The following is an 18219-nucleotide window of genomic DNA, read 5'->3' as shown; positions in this document are numbered from 1 at the left end:
ATGGCTAAACCTCTGATTTTAGTAAGTAACGATGATGGTATTACCTCACGCGGTATCCGAAAGCTGGTGAATGTAGTAAAGGAATTAGGTGAGGTGGTCGTCGTTGCACCCGATAGCCCTCAATCAGGTATGGGTCACGCGATTACGGTTGGGGATACACTAAGACTGAAGAAGAGTGAGTTATTTGAGGGTATTGAAGCTTACGAATGTACCGGAACTCCGGCTGATTGTGTGAAGCTGGCCAAACACTACGTACTTAAGGACCGAAATATTGACCTGGTGGTTTCCGGTGTAAATCATGGAAGTAACAGTTCAATAAGTGTGCTTTATTCGGGCACTATGAGTGCCGCTATTGAGGGAGCGATTGAAGACCTTCCGGCCATAGGTTTTTCGCTTTGTGATTATGATCCGGCTGCCGAAATGGACCATATTGATGAGTATGTGAAAAAGGTGACGCAAGAGGCGCTAAAGAATGGAATTCCAAAGGGGATTGCTCTGAATGTGAATTTCCCTGTTCATCGTGCTGAGCCTATCAAAGGCATAAAGGTGTGTCGCCAGGCCAACGCGAACTGGGAGGAGCAGTTTGATGAGCGAAAAGATCCTTATGGACGAACCTACTTCTGGATGGTGGGTAATTTCGTAAACCACGATAAAGGAGAAGATAATGATGAATGGGCATTGGCAAACAACTATGTCTCAATAGTTCCTTGTCAATTTGATATGACCGGACACCATGCCATTGCTCAGATCAATGAGGAGTGGGATATATAGTCATTTCAAATGCAGTTGACTCAGATCGGATATTCGGTTTTAATTGAGCCTTCTGGATATCTTGCTCATAAATTTTTGCTGCTTTCTTTAGCCTTTCATTCGCTACTATAGACGTTATTAGTCCTGCGATCAGAAAAGTTCCTCCATAAAACCCCGTAAGCACCGCATTTTTTTCATTAGATGGGTCTTGACTGACAAGGAGAGCAAGACCACCACCAAAAAACACATAAGAGACTATTCTTGAAGTATTATGCTTTTTAATCATTTCAAGAGCCATTTCAGACTCGGATTGTGTAATCAAAAGTTTCCTAATTTCCGCAGATGTCATACCTTCAAGACTCTGTGTTTTTTGACCAAAAGCAGGGAAAGTAAAAATTATAATAATTAGTGTAGTGAATAGGTTCTTCATAATTAAGGTGTATGTGATTATTGTATGTTAGTCTATCACATATGTCTATTCCCCTAAAAATGATCCATGCTTACTTCTTCTTCAATTCATATACATCCTTCCTTCGATCCTTGAGATTGTTTACACTCCCAAATTCATGTAGCTCTCTAAGGTCGTCCACATCTACATCTGCGATAAGGATCATCTCCGTGTTTGGCGTGGCTTCTGCTTTGATGCCATTTGTGGGGAAAGCAAAATCGCAAGGGGTAAATACCACCGACTGAGCAAACTGAATGTCCATGTTGTGCACGTTTGGAAGGTTTCCGACACTACCAGCTAATGCCACATAACATTCATTTTCAATAGCCCTGGCTTGTGCGCAGTTTCTCACACGTGAATATCCATTCTGGGTGTCGGTAAGAAATGGCACGAACAAAATGTCCATCTCTTCTTCAGCAAGCAACCTGCTTAGCTCAGGAAACTCCACATCATAGCAGATTAACACGCCAATTCTTCCGCAATCCGTTTCAAATGTCTCTACCGTGCTGCCACCTTCCATTCCCCATATTTTGGATTCGTCAGGGGTGACGTGGATTTTCTCAAAGCGATCAATGGAACCGTCACGGTGGCATACGTACCCAACGTTGAATAGGCGTTCGTCTTTCATCTCCGGCATACTTCCCGTGATGATATTGATATTGTAAGAGACGGCCAGCCTTGAAAAGCGACTCACAATTTCATCGGTATGCCTGGCCAACTCTCTAATGGCATCAGGCTCAGCCATGTGGTTATTTTCTGCCATTAGCGGAGCGTTAAAAAACTCCGGAAACAGGGCAAAGTCAGACCGATAATCGGACACTGCATCGATGAAGTACTCTGCTTGCTGCATGACATCATCCAGGTCTTTATATGGTCGCATCTGCCACTGGATTAATCCTAATCTGACTACCCGTTTGATGCTGCTTGCCTGATCGGATGGCTCCTCATAGTAGATATTGTCCCACTCCAACAAGACCGCATAGTCTTTGGATTCTTTGTCGCCCTCCAGGTATCCCTTCAGGATTTTAGAGACGTGAAAGTCATTGGAAATCTGAAAGTTAAGTACCGGATCGTCGATTTCCTTTTTTCTTACCTTGTCGATATACTGACGTGGCGTATGATCCTCAGCAAACTTGTGATAATTGGGAATACGACCACCGAATGCAATTCCCCGCAAATTCATCCGTTCACACAACTCTTTACGATAGTCATAAAGTCTACGACCTAACCGCAAACCTCGAAATTCAGGTTTGATGAAAAGATCAACGCCATACAAAATATCACCGTTTTTTTCATGCGTGCTAAACGTGTAATTTCCGGTAACCTGTTTATACGTGTGTCGCTTTTGGGCCATGCGACTATTGGTGATCATGGCGAGTGCACACCCCGCAATATCTCCATTTACTTTAATGACAACCTGTCCCTCAGGGAATAGTGAAATAAGTTTTTCCAATTCATGCTTTTCCCAAAAGTTGTCTTCTACCTTTTGGTAGGAAGCGATCATTGCGCGCTTCAATTCCTGGTAGTCATTCAGGCTTAGGTATGACAATTCAATGTTATCAATGTCCATATCTTGCATGTTGCAAAGGTAGGGTGGGAACAGGTATGTTGATAAGGAGTCTTCTAAGTTTGTCCTTGTAAACTGCATTCAGGGACGATGAATAGGTTGGATATAATTGCTTTAAACCTGTTATTTTGGTGTCATAAATCGTAACTATGGAGCGCATCGAATACCAAATTACATTCGTGTCTTTTTTTATTGGTCTTGGCGTAGCAGATCTTTTCACTTCTTTGGTTCGAATGATCAAAGAGAAACATAAAGTCCAATGGCATTGGTTGCCACTTTTTTGGATCGTTATCGCTTTTATGGGACTTATTATTGGCTGGTTTGCCTTTTTTGCAATGTTTCAAAATGAACTTACACGATATGCCTGGGGATTCATTTTTGCAATTGCACCTGCTATTTTCATATTTGCTTTTACTGTAAGTGTGGTTCCGCATAAAATACCGATGGAGGGACTGAATCTTAAGGAATATTACTTTCAGCACCAAAAATTAATCTTCACATTCCTCTCACTGGATTATTTGTTTAGAATACTTACATGGTATTTTATTATTAATCCAATGTATGCCAATTCCGATATTTTGTCACAGCTTATTGTATTTCTAACAATTGAAGTGCTGGTTGTAGGATTGATCTTTATTAAGAATCTTAAATATCATGCTTTTGTGGCAACAGTTGTCTTCTTGTTTTTACTTCTCCAATTAGTGTTCCAGCAAGTTTGATTTTCTAATAAATCACTTTCAAAACCGCTGATTCATTCGTATTCCTACATACTTATGAAAAGTAGCTTCAGTGGTTTCTTTCGTACGCCTGTAATAGAGAAGGGCGAAATCAAACTTGGTCCAGCTGGCCATAATGCCCGCCCGCATCTGGTAGATCCATGGTTCTCTCGTTTCAGTGTATATGGATGCTTCACCAAGCCAGTTGCCCTCTATCGTTGCATTATAGACGGCATACTCTACTCCCGGGCTTAGAAAAAAGTAGAACTCATGATTGCCTGGTCCGGTATTTTCTATACCCAGTACTCCGTTGTACTGAGTTGAGCTTTGAATCGGGTTAAACGTACCGAAACGTACCATGAATTCTTGCCTCACATGCGTGAAGGTGGTACCGAGTGCAAGGTTTGATTCGGATGTGAGATCCAGAATTTCTCCTCGTAGCAGCGTCTGTGCATAGGTTCCATACGCATTAACAATGGGCGCATCATTTATTTCAAATTCCCACCCCAGAGGTAGTTGCATTCCAAAAGCCTTGTGCCACTCATATTGTAAGTCACCGGTTCGTAGTTTTGGTCCCATCCAACCGAGTTCCAATTTGGCTTTGAGGTAAGCGCCCTGTTTGTAGTAATACTCATTGGAAGCAGCTATTGTGATCTGCCCGGCGTAGGGACGATCCATTTGTGAAGAATCTTGCCAAAAAAGATGTCTTGGGCTATATATTCGATGATTCAAATCATACGAGCGGACTACTTTTTCATGATTAGTACTCCACCTCGAGGAGTCCGTAAGCGAGCGGAATCTAAGCGCAACGCCATTGCTGTAGTACTGGTCTCTGGTTCGGTTGAGTGTGTAAGCATCATTATCATTTTCTACCTGAAGTTCTCGGTTGAGATACTTCTTTTGACTGATACAAACGGATGATGTAAGAATTAACAAGAGGGCAAACCAAAACTTCATTATGGCGAAATTAACAAGGTTCGCATTCTTCATCCTGTGTTTCGAATTCAATAGTTGTGTGATTGATACCCAATTTTGAGACGCGTTCCTTGGTTTCCTTTTTGATATTTTCCAGTGCTGAAAGTGGAAGGTCTTCTGCAATGACCAAATGAATAGACAAAATATGATATTCCCCATCCATCGACCAGGTGTGACAGTCGTGAACATCTAGAACTTTAGGAATTGCTGTAATGGCTTCATGTATTTTCCTGATGTTGATATCTGAGGGTGTTCCTTGTAAAATGATCCGAAAGCTCTCTCTTAAATTTTTGAAGACATTGTAGAGGATAAATGCAGCAATTAAGATAGATAGGATAGGATCTATAATTGGCAGATCCCAGAAGTTCATTACAACTGCTCCAATGAGCACAGCTACCCACCCAAGAATATCTTCCAGGAGGTGGGTGTAAACAGCTTTTTCATTCAGGCTATGGCCTTTACTTAGTTTAAAGGCAGCTGCACCATTTACGATTACACCGCCGATGGCCAGGTAGATCATGCCTTCAGTGTTTGGATTGACTGGGTCAAATAATCGTGGAATGGCTTCAATGACAATAAATACGGACCCTGTTACCAGCACAATTGAGTTGATAAGAGCTCCCAGAACAGAAAACCGCTTGTATCCATAGGAGTACTTTCGGTTTCTATCCTTTTTGGCCACTTTGGCAAAGTACCAGGATACGCCAAGGGTCAGGCTGTCGCCGAGATCATGAAGTGCATCGGATAATATGGCAACACTGTTGGTCCACAGTCCACCTATGAACTCGATGATTGCAAAACCGAGATTAAGAAAGAAGGCAACTTTGATGTTGCCTTCCGAATGATCATGATGGTGGTGCGAGTGCCCCACGTAATATTATTATATTCCTCTGTTTAGATCGTATTCTTCCAGATAGTCCGCTACTCTTCGAACAAACATACCTCCGAGTGCTCCATCCACTACACGGTGATCGTAACTATGAGAAAGGAACATTTTGCTACGGATACCAATCATATCACCCTCTGGTGTTTCCACCACAGATGGCTTTTTCTGAATCGCTCCGAGCGCCATAATAGCCACCTGAGGCTGCATAATGATTGGAGTGCCCATTACATTACCAAAGGAACCTACGTTAGAAACTGTGTAAGTACCTCCTTGCAGCTCATCCGGCTTCAATTTGTTTTCTCTGGCTCTTTTTGCCAGATCATTTACCTTCTTAGTAATACCTACGAGGCTTAGTTGATCCGCATTATGGATAACAGGTACGATCAGATTTCCTGAAGGCAGTGCAGTAGCCATTCCAATGTTGATTGCTTTTTTCTTCACAATATTATTTCCATCTATCTGCACATTGATCATAGGGAAATCCTTAATTGCCCGTACAATTGCTTCGATCAGGATAGGAGTGAAGGTTAGTTTTTCGTTTTCTCTGCTAAAGAATTCGTTCTTCACTTTGTTTCTCCAGGCTACCACTTTAGTTACGTCCGCTTCCACGAAGGAGGTAACATGCGGAGAGATATGCTTGGATGCTACCATCCGCTCAGCAATCATCTTGCGCATTCTGTCCATCTCGATGATCTCATCACCACCATCCACAGCAACAGGCATTGGCTGGTGTGAAGCCGATGGCATAGTCGGCGCAGCAGCAGGCTGAGAGGCAGGTGTTGGAGCTCCTCCGGACTTTCTGTTTTCTACGTAGTTCAGAATGTCATTTTTAGTAACTCTTCCCTCTTTTCCTGACCCGTTTATTGATTCAAGTTCGGCAACTGAAATTCCTTCTTCCTTAGCTATACTGCGAACAAGAGGAGAGAAGAATTTACCTGAATCAGAAGTCCTTGGAACAGCTGTTCCATTGCTGGAGGATGCGGTGCTCATGGCCGTTTCAACCATCGCTTCTGCCTGCTCTACCGGTGCAGGCTCTTCTTTTGGTGTTTCTGCTGGTGCCGGGGCTGCACCGTTTGAGTCACCTTCTGTTTCTATGATGGCAATTGGTTTGCCTACTTCCACCACATCACCTTCTTGTGCCAATACTTCTTTCAGCACTCCGGCATGTGTGGCAGGAATTTCAGTATCTACTTTATCTGTAGCCACTTCAAGGATCGATTCGTCTTCTTCTATGGTTTCGCCCACATTCTTCAACCATGCAAGCACGGTCCCCTCCATCACACTTTCGCCCATTTTAGGCATTACCATTTCTACAGTTGCCATATTATATTCTGTTTTAGGTTGTTTATTTAGCTCTCAAAGATAATAATTTTGTTAATCCTTATCTAAGTTTATTCTAATCATGTTTAATGCAGCAATCGCACTGAATTGTATATTGATTGCTCTATCCTTAGTAAACTGGAATTTCTTCGCAACAGTTTTGTCTTTATCAGAATATCCTATCCAGACAGTTCCGACCGGTTTTTCATCCGTGCCACCCGTGGGGCCAGCTACTCCGCTGATAGAAACTGCAACATCTGCGTTAAATTCCTTCCGTACATTTTCTGCCAAAGCTAAAACAACAGGTTCACTGACCGCCCCATGTTCCTCAATGATTTTACTATCAACTTTTAGTTGTTCATTTTTCAATTCATTGGAATAAGGCACAAAACCACCATGAAACCAGGCAGAACTCCCGGCAACAGATGTGATTTTGTGCGAAAGGAAGCCACCCGTGCAGCTTTCAGCTACCGCTAATTTTAGTCCCTTTTCTTTTAACATTCTACCGATCGCTTCTTCGATTTCTTCATCATCAAAACCATATACGTATTTTTCAATTTGAGGCAGTACTTTATCTATCTGCTCTTGTACTTCCTTCTTCGTCGCTTCATTTTCTCCGGAAGTGGTCAGTCGAAGTTTTACGCTCCCCATGGTTGGGAGATAAGCGAGTTTAATGTGCTTGGGTAGATTGTTCTCCCAATCTTTGATTTTTTCAGCTAACACTGATTCGGGAATGCCAATGGTTCGGATCATACGGTGATAGATTTCATCACCAGTAAACATCTTTTTGATCTTTGGAAGAATGGCCTCCTCCATCATCCGCTTCATTTCATAAGGTACACCGGGCATGGAGACAATCACCTTTCCATTTCTTTCAAACCACATACCCGGAGCAGTCCCAAGGGTATTTGGAATAGGTGTGCAGTTAGCTGGCATATCAGCCTGCTGCTCATTCAGTTTTGACATTTCCCTCCCTGCTTTTTCAAACAACCTCTGAATATTTTTCAACATTTCTTCACTTCTTTCCAGATGAGTGTTGAAATATTCTACCAGACACGGCTTGGTAAGGTCATCATTGGTTGGTCCCAGACCACCTGTAATCAACACCATATCAGCCAGATTTTCCGACTCTTCCAGGTAATGAAGAATCTCTTCTCTCGTATCACCAATGGTGATTTTTTTCATTACACGGATTCCAAGACTATCTAACTCGCCACTTATCCAGTGAGAGTTGGTGTCGAGTGTTTGACCGTAAAGAATTTCGTCCCCGATGGATATTAGTATGGCTTTTGCAGGCATGTGATATACTTATGACAGTGAAGAATATTCACTACTTTTATAAAGACTCAAAAATACGATTAAGCAAATGAACTCACGAGTGAAAATCCTACTAATAGCCATCCTTTTTTTTGGATGCACTGCACAACAAATTCAATCCATATCTGATGTAATAGGATATGAAGATGAATTGACAGCTGATCAGGTAGCGAGTGGACTGAAAGAAGCATTGGTAAAAGGTGTTTCGACCGGCACACAGAAGGTTGGGAGAATTGATGGGTATTTTAAGAATCCAAAAATTAAGATTCCCTTTCCGCCTGATGTACAAAAGGTAGAAAACACCTTGCGAGATATTGGTCTGGATAGTGAGGTAGACCGATTTGTAAAGACACTCAACAGAGGTGCAGAAGAGGCGGCAAAAGAAGCTAAACCGGTTTTTGTAAGCGCAATCAAACAAATGACGATCAATGATGCCTGGGATATTTTAAAGGGAAGTGATAAGGAAGCTGCTACGAATTATTTGAGAAGAACAACCAGCGATGAACTTCGAAAAAAGTTTTCACCCATAGTAAAAAGGGCATTGGATCAAACGAATGCAACGAAATACTATTCAGAAATTATTACCAGGTATAATACAATTCCATTAGTCGATGATGTAAATCCTGATCTGGAAAGTTACGCAACACAAAAAGCGATGGATGGATTGTTCGTGATGATTGCGGATGAAGAGAAAAAGATACGGGCTAATCCTGCTGCACGAACTACAGATCTGCTTAAACGAGTCTTTAAAGAACAGGATTAATTATTTTCGCACAAAATCACTGCTTATGCTAACTGAACTGCAAATCAACAAGTTAGAGCGATTTTTCTACATCCTAGACTATGATAGAAATGGAATTATAGAAAAGGAAGATTTTGTAGGAATCGCAGAGAACCTATGCATTTTGTGGAGAATACGTGAAGGTGACTCGAAGTATAAAGAGATCATGCAAAAGTTTGAGACCGGTTGGGATCACTTCAATTTGTTTGTCAACAATAACGATGGTAAAGCCAACTGGGATCACTGGGTTCATTTTGCAGAGGAGGTGATTGTCAATGGAGATGAGGCTGTTTTCAACCAGTATGTGGATGAGTTTGTGGGTGAAATTTTTGACAATTTTGATACAGACAATGACGGATACATAGATTTGGATGAATACATAGACCTGCTTGTCGGTTATCGCATCGAAGTGCGTTTTGCAGCCAAGTCATTCAGAAAGCTTGACCGAAACAAAGACAATTTGATTAGCAGGGGAGAATTAATCAGTGCGGTAAAGGAATTCTTCCGAAGTGATGACGAAGATGCTCCGGGCAACTGGTTATTCGGACTTACCACACTTCCAAACTAACATCTGGTGTAATGGATCTTAATTGAAAAAGGTCGTCAACCATATTCTCAAAACAGTAGCTGGCTTTATCCTGCTATTTAATATTCTGGCTCTTTTTTGGGTCATCATTTATGCCTTCATTCCAATTCCCGTGACAAAACTCATGGTCATAGAAGGGCAGGAAAAGGAGATTAAATATGAGTGGCGTAATCTTGATCATATTTCCGGTCGACTGCAACTGGCCGTGATGTGTGCCGAGGATCAATATTTCCTTCTCCATAATGGCCTGGATTTCAGGTCGATCAAGCAAGCAGAGGAAGTGAATAAGCGAGGAGGAAATATGCGTGGAGCCAGCACGATTAGTCAACAGGTAGCAAAAAATGCATTTTTGTGGCCCGATCGCACATATGCGAGAAAAGCCTCAGAACTCTATTTTGCGCTCCTGATCGAGATGGTATGGAGTAAAGAACGCATCATGGAGGTTTACTTAAATATTGCTGAATTTGGGGATGGGATATTTGGCGCTGAGGCAGCCTCGCAAGCGTATTTCAAACGATCAGCTGATGGCATCAGCATTACTCAGGCAGCCCGACTTGCAGCAATCTTACCTAGCCCAAAACGGTATTCAGCAGTGGCCCCCAGTCCATATGTCCAAAGGCGGGTAGAATGGATCAAGAAACAAATGTGGTATTGGGGATATGAAATGACCTATGAAGAAGAGTTTGTTACAAAAATGACCCAGTGATTACTTGAGTACTAAAGCCGTTTCAAATTCACCTTCATTTGTGTTGATTTTCACTATGTAAAGACCCTTCGGTAGGTTGGATAAGTTAATTTCTTTTGCCGGCTTCTTACTTTTCCAAAGCTCCTTCCCATCAAGGCTTATGATTTGAACTTCTTTCACCGCCGCATTTATTTTTAGTTGAATGAGGCCAGTTGTAGGGTTGGGATAGATAAATTCAGCGGATACATCATTAAATCCGAGGGGAGGCGTAAGATCAATATTCAGCGTGTCTCTTTGGATACATCCTGCATCAGTCAATACCTCTAAAACGATTTCGTTGGGCTGATTATCCAGAAAGAAAGTCGGGTTGTCAATGGTTTCCGAAAGCTGCCCATCTATAAACCATTTGTAAGCGTTGATCGGATTATCGGTAATTGGGAAAAGCTCAATTTCGAATTTGCTACCAATTGGGTTAATGGTGTGGGCAATATCCAAATCATCGTTTTCCTGGTCAATATTTACCTCTATTGGCATACCAGGTAATCCATCATCCAGGCTTACCACATACACCTTATCATATTCACTGGCTGTTAGTTGAGTTCCCTTCTTAATTAGCTGTGTCAATTCTGGATCAGCATAGAAGCCAAAATAAGCCCCATTCTCAGGTGCGATAGTTATAGGGGCACCTGAACACGAAATAACATCCGGATGTGAAGCGAAAGGAGAGGAGCTTATAGATAATGTTTTTTCAACGATTTTTATGCAATTATCCTCACTGGTAATTTCAAGTGAAATGTCAGTTGTTCCTTCTGTTGCCATAATAGCTATGGAGTTTGATGTCCCTGCTAATTCATCATCGACAAACCATCGAATGGATGATCCGTCATCCAGATTGGATGAGGACAGTAGCATTTGATGAGTTTCGGAAGTCGTGTCAGGAATGGCTGTGAAGGTGCCGCTAACCTCCAAAACATCAATTGTTAGAGGCACTTTTTCGCTTTCAAAGGAACTGTAAACCCCACTTACATAAATGGTTGTATCATGGAGAATTGCGTTGATCACCAGGTTGCTTCCGCTAGCAATTGGTTCTTCCTGATTTTGAAAGCGGTAAATATGGATCTTGTCTGCGGTGGGATCATTAATGGTGATGCTTTCGCCTGGACAAATGATTCTGTCTGATAACGTTGGTGCATCTGGTCGATTGGCAACCACCAGGTCTTTGGTGATCATATCTGTACAACCCTGAGCGTTTTCTATTGAAAGTGAAATTTGGTATGTACCAACTTCAGAAAAAGACAAAGAGGGATTTTGTAGCAAGGTAGTAGTGCCCTGATCAAAATTCCATTCCCAGGATATTGCATCCAAGCTTTGGTCTGTGAATTGCACTACATTGGTGGTTGGGTGATCCAGGTATAGTGTATCTGTTGACATCTCAAAATCGGCAATCTCACTCAGGAGCTTCACACGTATTTCGAAAATGTCTGAAGGGTAATTATTGTCCGTATTCTTGACATAAAAGAGGGTGTCTTTTGTGATAGTACCTGGATTAAATGAAGAACTGGAAGTGATAAAATCCTGCGCGAGTGGATCTTCATAAAAGTCATAGTTGGTGCCATCTGCCGGATCTATGATTATTGAAGTGCCATCACATGTAAAATAAGTTTCAAGCACCCTTGGTTTTTGAATGAAATCATTCAGGCGACTCACGGCACTTATAAACTCCCCATCCAGATTTGCTTTGGAATTAGCTACGGCATAAATGACCGAAATATAGATTTCGTCATAAGCGTCTAGTTGGGTGATAGTTGTTCCATTGATGGTGGCAACATCATTGCCTGCGCCAACACCGCCAGCAGAGACTTTATTTTGTGTAACCAAATAGTCATATTTTAATTCGTCAGTGAATGCATCATCAATGTCCTGTGTGTTTCCATTAAAAGCACCCATATCCAGGGCGCTGTATTCAGGGTTATCACCTCCAATGACCTTTACCCCTGCAAATAAATCATTGGTTTCATTTCTTGCATACGTATAATCATTTGCAGGATCGTATTCAGCGAAATTGTTAGTTGGCACATCCAGATCCCAATCAGCAAAAACTCCAAATGACAGATCGTCGATTGCCGAGGCTGAGTTATTCACTATTCGATAACGAATAATTAAATAATCATCACCGTCCCAGGTAGCATTCGATTGTTCAATGATCAGTGGATAATTTAAATCGGTAAACTCAGAATAGCCGAAATGATCCGCTTCCTGGTGGTGGTAGAATTTGTAGTACTGTTGTACCTGGAAATCCTGATTGCGCGATTGAGTACTGTAGTTACTGATGATGTTGTCAGATACGGTGGAGGGGTTTGTCGCCAGCATAACCCCCGAATAGGTCATAAGTGTATCTAGCTGGTATTGAAATCCGGACCCTTCGAAGTTGGGACCATATTCGTTGTAACCAAGGTCTCCGTCACCGCTTATGGTCATGCTTATCTTCTCATTACCAAAATCAGCATAGTCAGGAGATGTTGTGACTGATAAAAACTGAAAATCAGTATAGCCAGCTTCAGCATAATCTATTCGAAGATCAATGGTGGTTTCCGGCTCCAGGTTCTCATCAAGGATGATTTCAAATGATACATCTTTGTTTTCCTGGCTGCCGAAATATCCTGGGAGAATGGTTCCTTCTGTAATAGAAAAATCATCGTTGGGTGAAGAAATGGTCAGCGTTGGATTATTGATGGCAGAGAGATAATTCGTTAAGGTTGTTGAGACATATACGGTATCACCAAAAAAGGCGACATCTCCATAATTTGAGCTTAAAGATGGATTCGAAGCTCTTAATGATTTCACATTGGACTGACTTACAGCACGATATACATTTAATCGTCCTTTTCCCAGTTTACCATCATAATTGTCATTATTCCCAACATCATAAATATCGTCAGCAGTTGCCCGTAAACGTTCCATGATTTGCAGAGCAGAGAGGTTTGGAAAAACATCTTTCACCAGTGCGGCAGCTCCTCCTACCAACGGAGCTGCATAAGAGGTGCCGGGACCACCATTTGCATACCCGTTATTATTGACGGTGGAATACATGGAAACCCCGGGAGCTATCAAATCTACGGCATAGTTGAAGGTAGACCCGGAAGACTTATTGTCATTGGCATCTGATGCGCCAACGGAGAGCACATTGTCATAACTGGCCGGATACCATTTATTTTCTTCTGTGGATTTACCACCCTCATTTCCTGCTGCCGCAACAATAACCACGTCGTGGTTTAGTACTGCATCATTTATAATGTCCTGCTCAGATTGAAGTGGCACACCCATTCTTCCCCACGATAAATTCAGGATTGCAATACCATTTTCAGCGGCATAAGTGATAGCTTCATATAGGCCGCCATCAGTACCTGAGGAAGACTTAAAACCTTTCAAAGCTGCTAGTTTAGTTCTGTATCCCACACCTGCTATGCCCTTGCCATTGTTCGCTGAGGCAGAGGCAATACCACCCACAATCATTCCATGGTTTCCATTCTGAATACTGGGATCATTGTCCAGGTCTGCAAAGTCATAGCCGTAATAATCATCGATATATCCATTTGCATCATTATCTGTCCCGTCAATTGGATCGGCGGTATTTAACCAGAGATTGTTGATAATATCTTCATGATCCAGATCTAGTCCGGAATCAACAACGCCAATCGCAATGTCATCATCTCCTTGGGTAATCTCCCACGCCTCAAATGCATGGATGTTTTCCAAATAATATTGGTTTTCAATCAGTGGGTCAGAGGTACTTAAGAGCTCGTATTTTACTATTGGATCAGCATAGACCAAGTCATTTTTTCTACGAAGTTGATTGCAAAATGTGATTGGATCCATGCCTTCTGGCACACGTAATTTCACCAGATTCTTAATCGGACTTTCTATTCCGGAATTACTTAGTTTCTGAGTTTTGGAAGGCGAAAGGGCAGGATCAATTCCTTGTTTATATTTCACATAAACCCACTCTTCTTTTAATTCCTGACCTTTAAAGTCAATAGGTTTTAATAGTTTCTTATTTTGAGAAAAACTCACAGAAACCACTAGACCCAACACCAATATAGCTAGTAGTTTTTTCACGTCACACGAAGTTTTCTGACTGCTTTCGCTGCTGCTTTTGGCCAGAATCGCTTGAGGTAAATGCCCATTTTTTCTTTTAATCCACCCACATAGAGCTCGTTCTTATTAGCTTCAATCGCTTTAATAATAAGCTTTGCACATTTTTCAGGCGACATACCTTTTTCCTGTCCCGGATCCATTTTGTTTTGTTGACTTCCATCACCCACCAATGCATTGTAGGAGATGTTTGTCTTAATATATCCGGGGAGTACAATGGTAACCTTGATATTATCTTCATGATGTTCAGCTCTTAGCGCATCATAGAAACCGTGAAGTGCATGTTTGGATGCGCCATACCCCGATCGAAAAGGGGTATTGATAATTCCCACGGTTGATGTAACAATAACATGATGTCCTTTCTTTCGCTTCACCATTTCAGGTAGTAACTTTTTTGAAAGTGTGATAGATCCGAAATAATTGATTTCCATTAACTTTCGGTCCACTTCCAGACTGGTGTTGAGGATTGTATCGCGTTGACTGATACCTCCGTTATTAATCAAAATGTCCACCTCTCCATAGATGGTAGATGCTTCTTTCGCCCGTTGCTTCAGCGAAAAGCTATCTTCAAGGTCGAGTGTTAGAATGGTAACATTCTCAGAATTACATTGTGCTTTCACACGTTCGAGTTCCTCTTTTCTTCTGGCAGAAATGATCAGTTTGGCACCTTTTTCAGCCAGCTGATAGGCCAGATGCTCACCAATGCCTGAACTGGCTCCAGTGAGCCAGACCACACTATCCCTGATCTTGGTCATTCTTTTGTTTATTATTTTCTATAAACACATAAATGCTGTATACACCGACTGCTGTACCGAATGGAAAGCTAAAAATGGATACGCATCCAGCAATCAATGCGATCACCACACCCCAGCTTTTCTTTTGAAGGAGACCAATACCACCAATAATGGATGGTAGTGCAGAAAAAATCAATAATAGAACGAATATGACTCTTATGATGGAACTAACCATAAAGAGGATTTCGTCAGCATCTTGCCCTGCATCTTTTGCAATCTCCTCGGAGATAAACGGATAAAAAATGGATACCAGGCTCCCAATAAAAATGAAGGTGATGGCGATCAGTGATCCATAAACAATATGTATAATACCGAGTGTTCTTTTGTGTGATTGAATGTCCATGATTTTGATTATTTCTTTGAATATACAACGAAATCAAATGAATATTTGTGTCGTTCGTCTACCGGGTGATGTTCCCTTGATTCTTCTTTCCAGATATTCGTATCAAACTCCGGGAAGGTTACCTGACCATCAAATGCTCCATTGATCTCAGTGAGGTATATGCGGTCAGCATATTCAAGACCCATTCGATAAATCTCTCCACCTCCTATGATGAAAGCCTCTGGCTCTTTGTTTTTTCTGGCTATATCTAACGCTTCTTCGAGGGATTTGACTACTTGAGCTCCTTCCGGTTGGTAATCTTCCTGACGAGTGATAATGATGTTGGGTCGTGCGGGTAGGGGCTGGAAGGAACGAGGTAGTGACTCCCAGTTTTTACGTCCCATAATCACATGATGACCTTTGGTGGTATTTTTGAAATATTTGAAATCATCCGGCAGATGCCATGGAATGTCATTGTCTTTTCCTATTACTCGGTTGCTGCCCATTGCAGCTATCATAGATATAATCATGTGGGATAACTTTTTAAACTTTCGCTACGTTTTGGAAATAAAACTGACTGAAATGGAAATACTACTTATTGTCTTAATCGCTACTATTTTTCTTAATGTAGTAATTTCTACCCTCAAGAAAGATGATTGGTTTCGTTGGATAACTTTATCAATAATTATTGGTCCACTAAGCCTCCCTTTTCAAATACTCTCATCAAGAGCCTAATTATTAAACTGGTAGCCTCTCAGGAAGTCTTCGACATTCATTCTTTTCTTTCCCTCAAGCTGAAGGTCGAGAATATTCAATGTTCCATCCTTTGTATTTACCCGGATGTAATTTTTCCCGTCTGAGTAAAATTCCCCAATGGGCTTATTGGTTCCTTCTTTGGCTTTCCCAACCTCAAAAATTTTTAGCGTTTTTTTGTGAAATTCTGTCCATGCGGCCGGGTAAGGAGACAGGCCTCTAATGAAATTTCGAATAGTTTCTGATTTTTGCTGCCAGTCAATTTTACAATCCTCCTTGAAAATCTTCGGTGCGTGTTTAATTTCCTGATCCATGTTTTGAGGGAATCGAGGGTTATCCCCCGCCTCAACAGCTCTAACTGTTTTTAAAACCAGATCAGCTCCTTTCTTCATCAATCTATGGTATAAGGTGCCAACATTATCGTCTTCATAGATGGGCTCTTTTTCCTGGAAGATAATCTCTCCGGTATCTATCTCATGTTTGAGGAAGAATGTGGTTACTCCGGTTTCTTTTTCTCCATTCATAATTGCCCAATTAATAGGAGCAGCGCCGCGGTACTGTGGTAAAAGTGAGGCATGGAGGTTGAAAGTTCCTAATGGCGGCATATCCCAAACGGCTACTGGGAGCATGCGAAACGCGACCACAATCTGGAGGTCAGCACGGTAGCTTTTAAGTTCTTCCAGAAATTCATGAGACTTGAGGTTGGTGGGCTGGAGGACAGGAAGCCCAGCCTCCAGCGCATATTCTTTAACAGCGGAAACGCCCAGCTTTTTGCCTCGGCCTTTTGGTTTGTCTGGTGCGGTAATCACTGCTACAACATTCACCTGACTTTCTACTAGCCTTTTGAGACTGGCCGCTGCAAAATCGGGTGTTCCCAAAAATATAATTCGAAGTTCTTTGCTCATATACATGCAAAGAAATCAAACCCTGGCTTTAATCAATCAATGATCGTAGTTTCAATGAGACTGTTTTTTCAGTTCCTCCTTGATTAACCAGTAGCTCGACGGTTTCCCCTTCTTCTTTTAGCATCTTTTTAACCTCAGCCAGATTTACTTCCAACATTGACTTACCGTTGATTTTTACCAATTCATCATTCAGTTTAATACCGGCCTCAGCAGCAGGACTGTCATCAAATACCTGGTGTATCAGCACTCGTTCTTTGTCTTTAGAGAGTTGTACATCTATGCCGCTGCAATTCACTTTGAAGTTTGCATCATATGTATGATCACGTTCCAGGTAAAGCATCTTTGTTCCATAATCAATGGTCATATTGTACATCCGCAGTATTTGAGAGCCAATAATACCAGCTACTTTCTTGTCTGCCTGTATTCCTGAGGTAGCAGTACTTATGCCAATCGGCAGGTCTTCAATTGTTTGGTTTCCAAATTTGAAAGATTGAACGTGCCCTTCGTAATGGGGATTTTCCTCATCGGAAAGACCTTTAACCAGATAGGAGTAATGCTTTCCTGTTTTATGGATCACATCCCATTCCTCGGCATATGGTGAATTAAAATCTAATGTGGTTCCAGCACCTGTCATTACAAAAAAAGTACCATCATGTGGCTCGCCGTTATTCAAAACCACAGTTCCTTCGATAACTGGAATGGAAACATGAAGAGAAAAAGGAATAGCATCTCCACGTTTTGGCGAGTTACTGTGATCGTAAATATTCATTGTTTTCGAATCGAAATTGATATAGACAGAGTGATGCCTTAATAAATCATATCCAATGATTCCATCCAGGTCCATACCTAAACTTATCTCCAGGTGATCAAGGTCAGTGGAGTATACTTTTGTGTTTTTTTCCATAAGGAAATGATTGATGGCGATGGTGTTATGCTTAATTAGATGCCAGGCAGAGGAGGTTTGATTCATCTCAATCTCTTTGCCTGACAGACTTAGCTTTTCAGCAACATCATCATCAATGACTGTGTATCCGGAACCAGTATCGAAAATAAAATCAAGAGGTTCCGAGTCATCTACACTCACCTGAATGATGATGTGATCACCAAATAATTCAAATGGAATTGTGGTGATGGGCGCTTGTGCAAAAACAGTAAAGGATAAGGCCAGAGTTAGTAGATAGGTTAGTTTCTTCATGATTGGTTATTTGAAATGACTGGATGAAGTTAAAAAGTTTAGCTGACAAAGATTATAAAATCAGGCC

Annotated in this window: 17 protein-coding genes; 5 read left to right on the top strand and 12 right to left on the bottom strand. The window is 41.6% G+C overall.

What is annotated here, in order from left to right:
* On the top strand, positions 1 to 771 hold the full coding sequence (gene surE, locus ACOQON_RS11050; protein ID WP_420575473.1) for a 5'/3'-nucleotidase SurE: 771 nt from the start codon (positions 1 to 3) through the stop codon (positions 769 to 771).
* Here surE and ACOQON_RS11045 read toward each other — a convergent pair.
* Both ACOQON_RS11045 and ACOQON_RS11040 read right to left on the bottom strand, forming a co-directional pair.
* On the bottom strand, positions 749 to 1180 hold the full coding sequence (locus ACOQON_RS11045) for a hypothetical protein (RefSeq protein WP_420575472.1): 432 nt from the start codon (positions 1178 to 1180) through the stop codon (positions 749 to 751). The genes surE and ACOQON_RS11045 overlap by 23 nt on opposite strands.
* Before the next feature lie 70 nt (positions 1181 to 1250).
* On the bottom strand, positions 1251 to 2768 hold the full coding sequence (locus tag ACOQON_RS11040) for a bifunctional GNAT family N-acetyltransferase/carbon-nitrogen hydrolase family protein (RefSeq protein ID WP_420575471.1): 1518 nt from the start codon (positions 2766 to 2768) through the stop codon (positions 1251 to 1253).
* 146 nt (positions 2769 to 2914) lie between these two features.
* Here ACOQON_RS11040 and ACOQON_RS11035 point away from each other — a divergent pair, with 146 nt between their 5' ends.
* Positions 2915 to 3484: a hypothetical protein gene (locus ACOQON_RS11035; RefSeq protein WP_420575470.1), complete on the top strand. Its 570-nt coding sequence runs from the start codon at positions 2915 to 2917 to the stop codon at positions 3482 to 3484.
* Between the two features lie 18 nt (positions 3485 to 3502).
* Here the strand turns inward: ACOQON_RS11035 and ACOQON_RS11030 are convergent, their stop codons facing one another.
* Genes ACOQON_RS11030 through ACOQON_RS11015 form a run of 4 tightly spaced genes read right to left on the bottom strand, consistent with a single transcriptional unit; the run spans position 3503 to position 7961 of the window.
* Complete coding sequence (locus ACOQON_RS11030) at positions 3503 to 4438, bottom strand: lipid A-modifier LpxR family protein (protein ID WP_420575469.1); 936 nt, start codon at positions 4436 to 4438, stop codon at positions 3503 to 3505.
* Between the two features lie 10 nt (positions 4439 to 4448).
* Positions 4449 to 5327 carry a cation diffusion facilitator family transporter gene (locus tag ACOQON_RS11025; protein WP_420575468.1) on the bottom strand — a complete coding sequence of 293 codons (879 nt, stop codon included), beginning with the start codon at positions 5325 to 5327 and terminating at the stop codon, positions 4449 to 4451.
* A gap of 9 nt (positions 5328 to 5336) precedes the next feature.
* Entirely contained in the window at positions 5337 to 6665 is a 1329-nt protein-coding gene (locus ACOQON_RS11020) for a dihydrolipoamide acetyltransferase family protein (RefSeq protein WP_420575467.1), read from the bottom strand.
* Positions 6666 to 6716: 51 nt separating this feature from the next.
* The gene (locus ACOQON_RS11015) at positions 6717 to 7961 is read right to left on the bottom strand and encodes a competence/damage-inducible protein A (protein ID WP_420575466.1); all 1245 of its coding nucleotides are present in this window, start codon (positions 7959 to 7961) and stop codon (positions 6717 to 6719) included.
* Between the two features lie 67 nt (positions 7962 to 8028).
* Between ACOQON_RS11015 and ACOQON_RS11010 the strand changes: the two genes are divergently transcribed.
* Genes ACOQON_RS11010 through mtgA form a run of 3 tightly spaced genes read left to right on the top strand, consistent with a single transcriptional unit; the run spans position 8029 to position 10052 of the window.
* Entirely contained in the window at positions 8029 to 8742 is a 714-nt protein-coding gene (locus tag ACOQON_RS11010) for a DUF4197 domain-containing protein (RefSeq protein WP_420575465.1), read from the top strand.
* Positions 8743 to 8767: 25 nt separating this feature from the next.
* Positions 8768 to 9328 (top strand): EF-hand domain-containing protein, encoded by a 561-nt coding sequence (locus ACOQON_RS11005; RefSeq protein ID WP_420575464.1) that lies wholly within the window; start codon positions 8768 to 8770, stop codon positions 9326 to 9328.
* Between the two features lie 22 nt (positions 9329 to 9350).
* Entirely contained in the window at positions 9351 to 10052 is a 702-nt protein-coding gene (gene mtgA / locus ACOQON_RS11000) for a monofunctional biosynthetic peptidoglycan transglycosylase (RefSeq protein ID WP_420575463.1), read from the top strand.
* Here the strand turns inward: mtgA and ACOQON_RS10995 are convergent, their stop codons facing one another.
* From ACOQON_RS10995 to ACOQON_RS10970, 6 genes are all read right to left on the bottom strand, one after another.
* On the bottom strand, positions 10053 to 14147 hold the full coding sequence (locus ACOQON_RS10995) for a S8 family serine peptidase (protein WP_420575462.1): 4095 nt from the start codon (positions 14145 to 14147) through the stop codon (positions 10053 to 10055). It abuts the gene before it with no gap.
* Positions 14144 to 14938: an SDR family oxidoreductase gene (locus ACOQON_RS10990; RefSeq protein WP_420575461.1), complete on the bottom strand. Its 795-nt coding sequence runs from the start codon at positions 14936 to 14938 to the stop codon at positions 14144 to 14146. The genes ACOQON_RS10995 and ACOQON_RS10990 overlap by 4 nt, the downstream gene beginning before the upstream one ends.
* Positions 14919 to 15320 carry a hypothetical protein gene (locus tag ACOQON_RS10985; protein WP_420575460.1) on the bottom strand — a complete coding sequence of 134 codons (402 nt, stop codon included), beginning with the start codon at positions 15318 to 15320 and terminating at the stop codon, positions 14919 to 14921. Before ACOQON_RS10985 ends, ACOQON_RS10990 begins: the two co-directional genes overlap by 20 nt.
* 8 nt (positions 15321 to 15328) lie before the next feature.
* Positions 15329 to 15829, bottom strand: a complete 501-nt coding sequence (locus ACOQON_RS10980) for a dihydrofolate reductase (RefSeq protein ID WP_420575459.1) — start codon at positions 15827 to 15829, stop codon at positions 15329 to 15331.
* 201 nt (positions 15830 to 16030) lie between these two features.
* Positions 16031 to 16957 carry a methionyl-tRNA formyltransferase gene (gene fmt, locus ACOQON_RS10975; RefSeq protein WP_420575458.1) on the bottom strand — a complete coding sequence of 309 codons (927 nt, stop codon included), beginning with the start codon at positions 16955 to 16957 and terminating at the stop codon, positions 16031 to 16033.
* A gap of 28 nt (positions 16958 to 16985) precedes the next feature.
* Positions 16986 to 18152 (bottom strand): aspartyl protease family protein, encoded by a 1167-nt coding sequence (locus tag ACOQON_RS10970; RefSeq protein ID WP_420575457.1) that lies wholly within the window; start codon positions 18150 to 18152, stop codon positions 16986 to 16988.
* Between the last annotated feature and the right edge of the window lie 67 nt (positions 18153 to 18219).

Source organism: Ekhidna sp. (genome assembly GCF_965221965.1).
Lineage (GTDB): Bacteria > Bacteroidota > Bacteroidia > Cytophagales > Cyclobacteriaceae > Ekhidna.
Note: the sequence above shows the minus strand (reverse complement) of the source record. Positions and strands in the feature narration are given on the sequence as shown.

Excerpts from the sequence above, each read along its gene's own strand:
- surE (WP_420575473.1), top strand. The coding sequence starts at position 1 with ATGGCTAAACCTCTGATTTTAGTAAGTAACGATGATGGTATTACCTCA.
- ACOQON_RS11010 (WP_420575465.1), top strand. The coding sequence starts at position 8,029 with ATGAACTCACGAGTGAAAATCCTACTAATAGCCATCCTTTTTTTTGGA.
- ACOQON_RS11035 (WP_420575470.1), top strand. The coding sequence starts at position 2,915 with ATGGAGCGCATCGAATACCAAATTACATTCGTGTCTTTTTTTATTGGT.
- ACOQON_RS11040 (WP_420575471.1), bottom strand. The coding sequence starts at position 2,768 with ATGGACATTGATAACATTGAATTGTCATACCTAAGCCTGAATGACTAC.
- ACOQON_RS10985 (WP_420575460.1), bottom strand. The coding sequence starts at position 15,320 with ATGGACATTCAATCACACAAAAGAACACTCGGTATTATACATATTGTT.
- ACOQON_RS10990 (WP_420575461.1), bottom strand. The coding sequence starts at position 14,938 with ATGACCAAGATCAGGGATAGTGTGGTCTGGCTCACTGGAGCCAGTTCA.
- ACOQON_RS10970 (WP_420575457.1), bottom strand. The coding sequence starts at position 18,152 with ATGAAGAAACTAACCTATCTACTAACTCTGGCCTTATCCTTTACTGTT.
- ACOQON_RS10980 (WP_420575459.1), bottom strand. The coding sequence starts at position 15,829 with ATGATTATATCTATGATAGCTGCAATGGGCAGCAACCGAGTAATAGGA.
- ACOQON_RS11020 (WP_420575467.1), bottom strand. The coding sequence starts at position 6,665 with ATGGCAACTGTAGAAATGGTAATGCCTAAAATGGGCGAAAGTGTGATG.
- ACOQON_RS11030 (WP_420575469.1), bottom strand. The coding sequence starts at position 4,438 with ATGAAGTTTTGGTTTGCCCTCTTGTTAATTCTTACATCATCCGTTTGT.
- ACOQON_RS11015 (WP_420575466.1), bottom strand. The coding sequence starts at position 7,961 with ATGCCTGCAAAAGCCATACTAATATCCATCGGGGACGAAATTCTTTAC.
- ACOQON_RS11045 (WP_420575472.1), bottom strand. The coding sequence starts at position 1,180 with ATGAAGAACCTATTCACTACACTAATTATTATAATTTTTACTTTCCCT.
- fmt (WP_420575458.1), bottom strand. The coding sequence starts at position 16,957 with ATGAGCAAAGAACTTCGAATTATATTTTTGGGAACACCCGATTTTGCA.
- ACOQON_RS11005 (WP_420575464.1), top strand. The coding sequence starts at position 8,768 with ATGCTAACTGAACTGCAAATCAACAAGTTAGAGCGATTTTTCTACATC.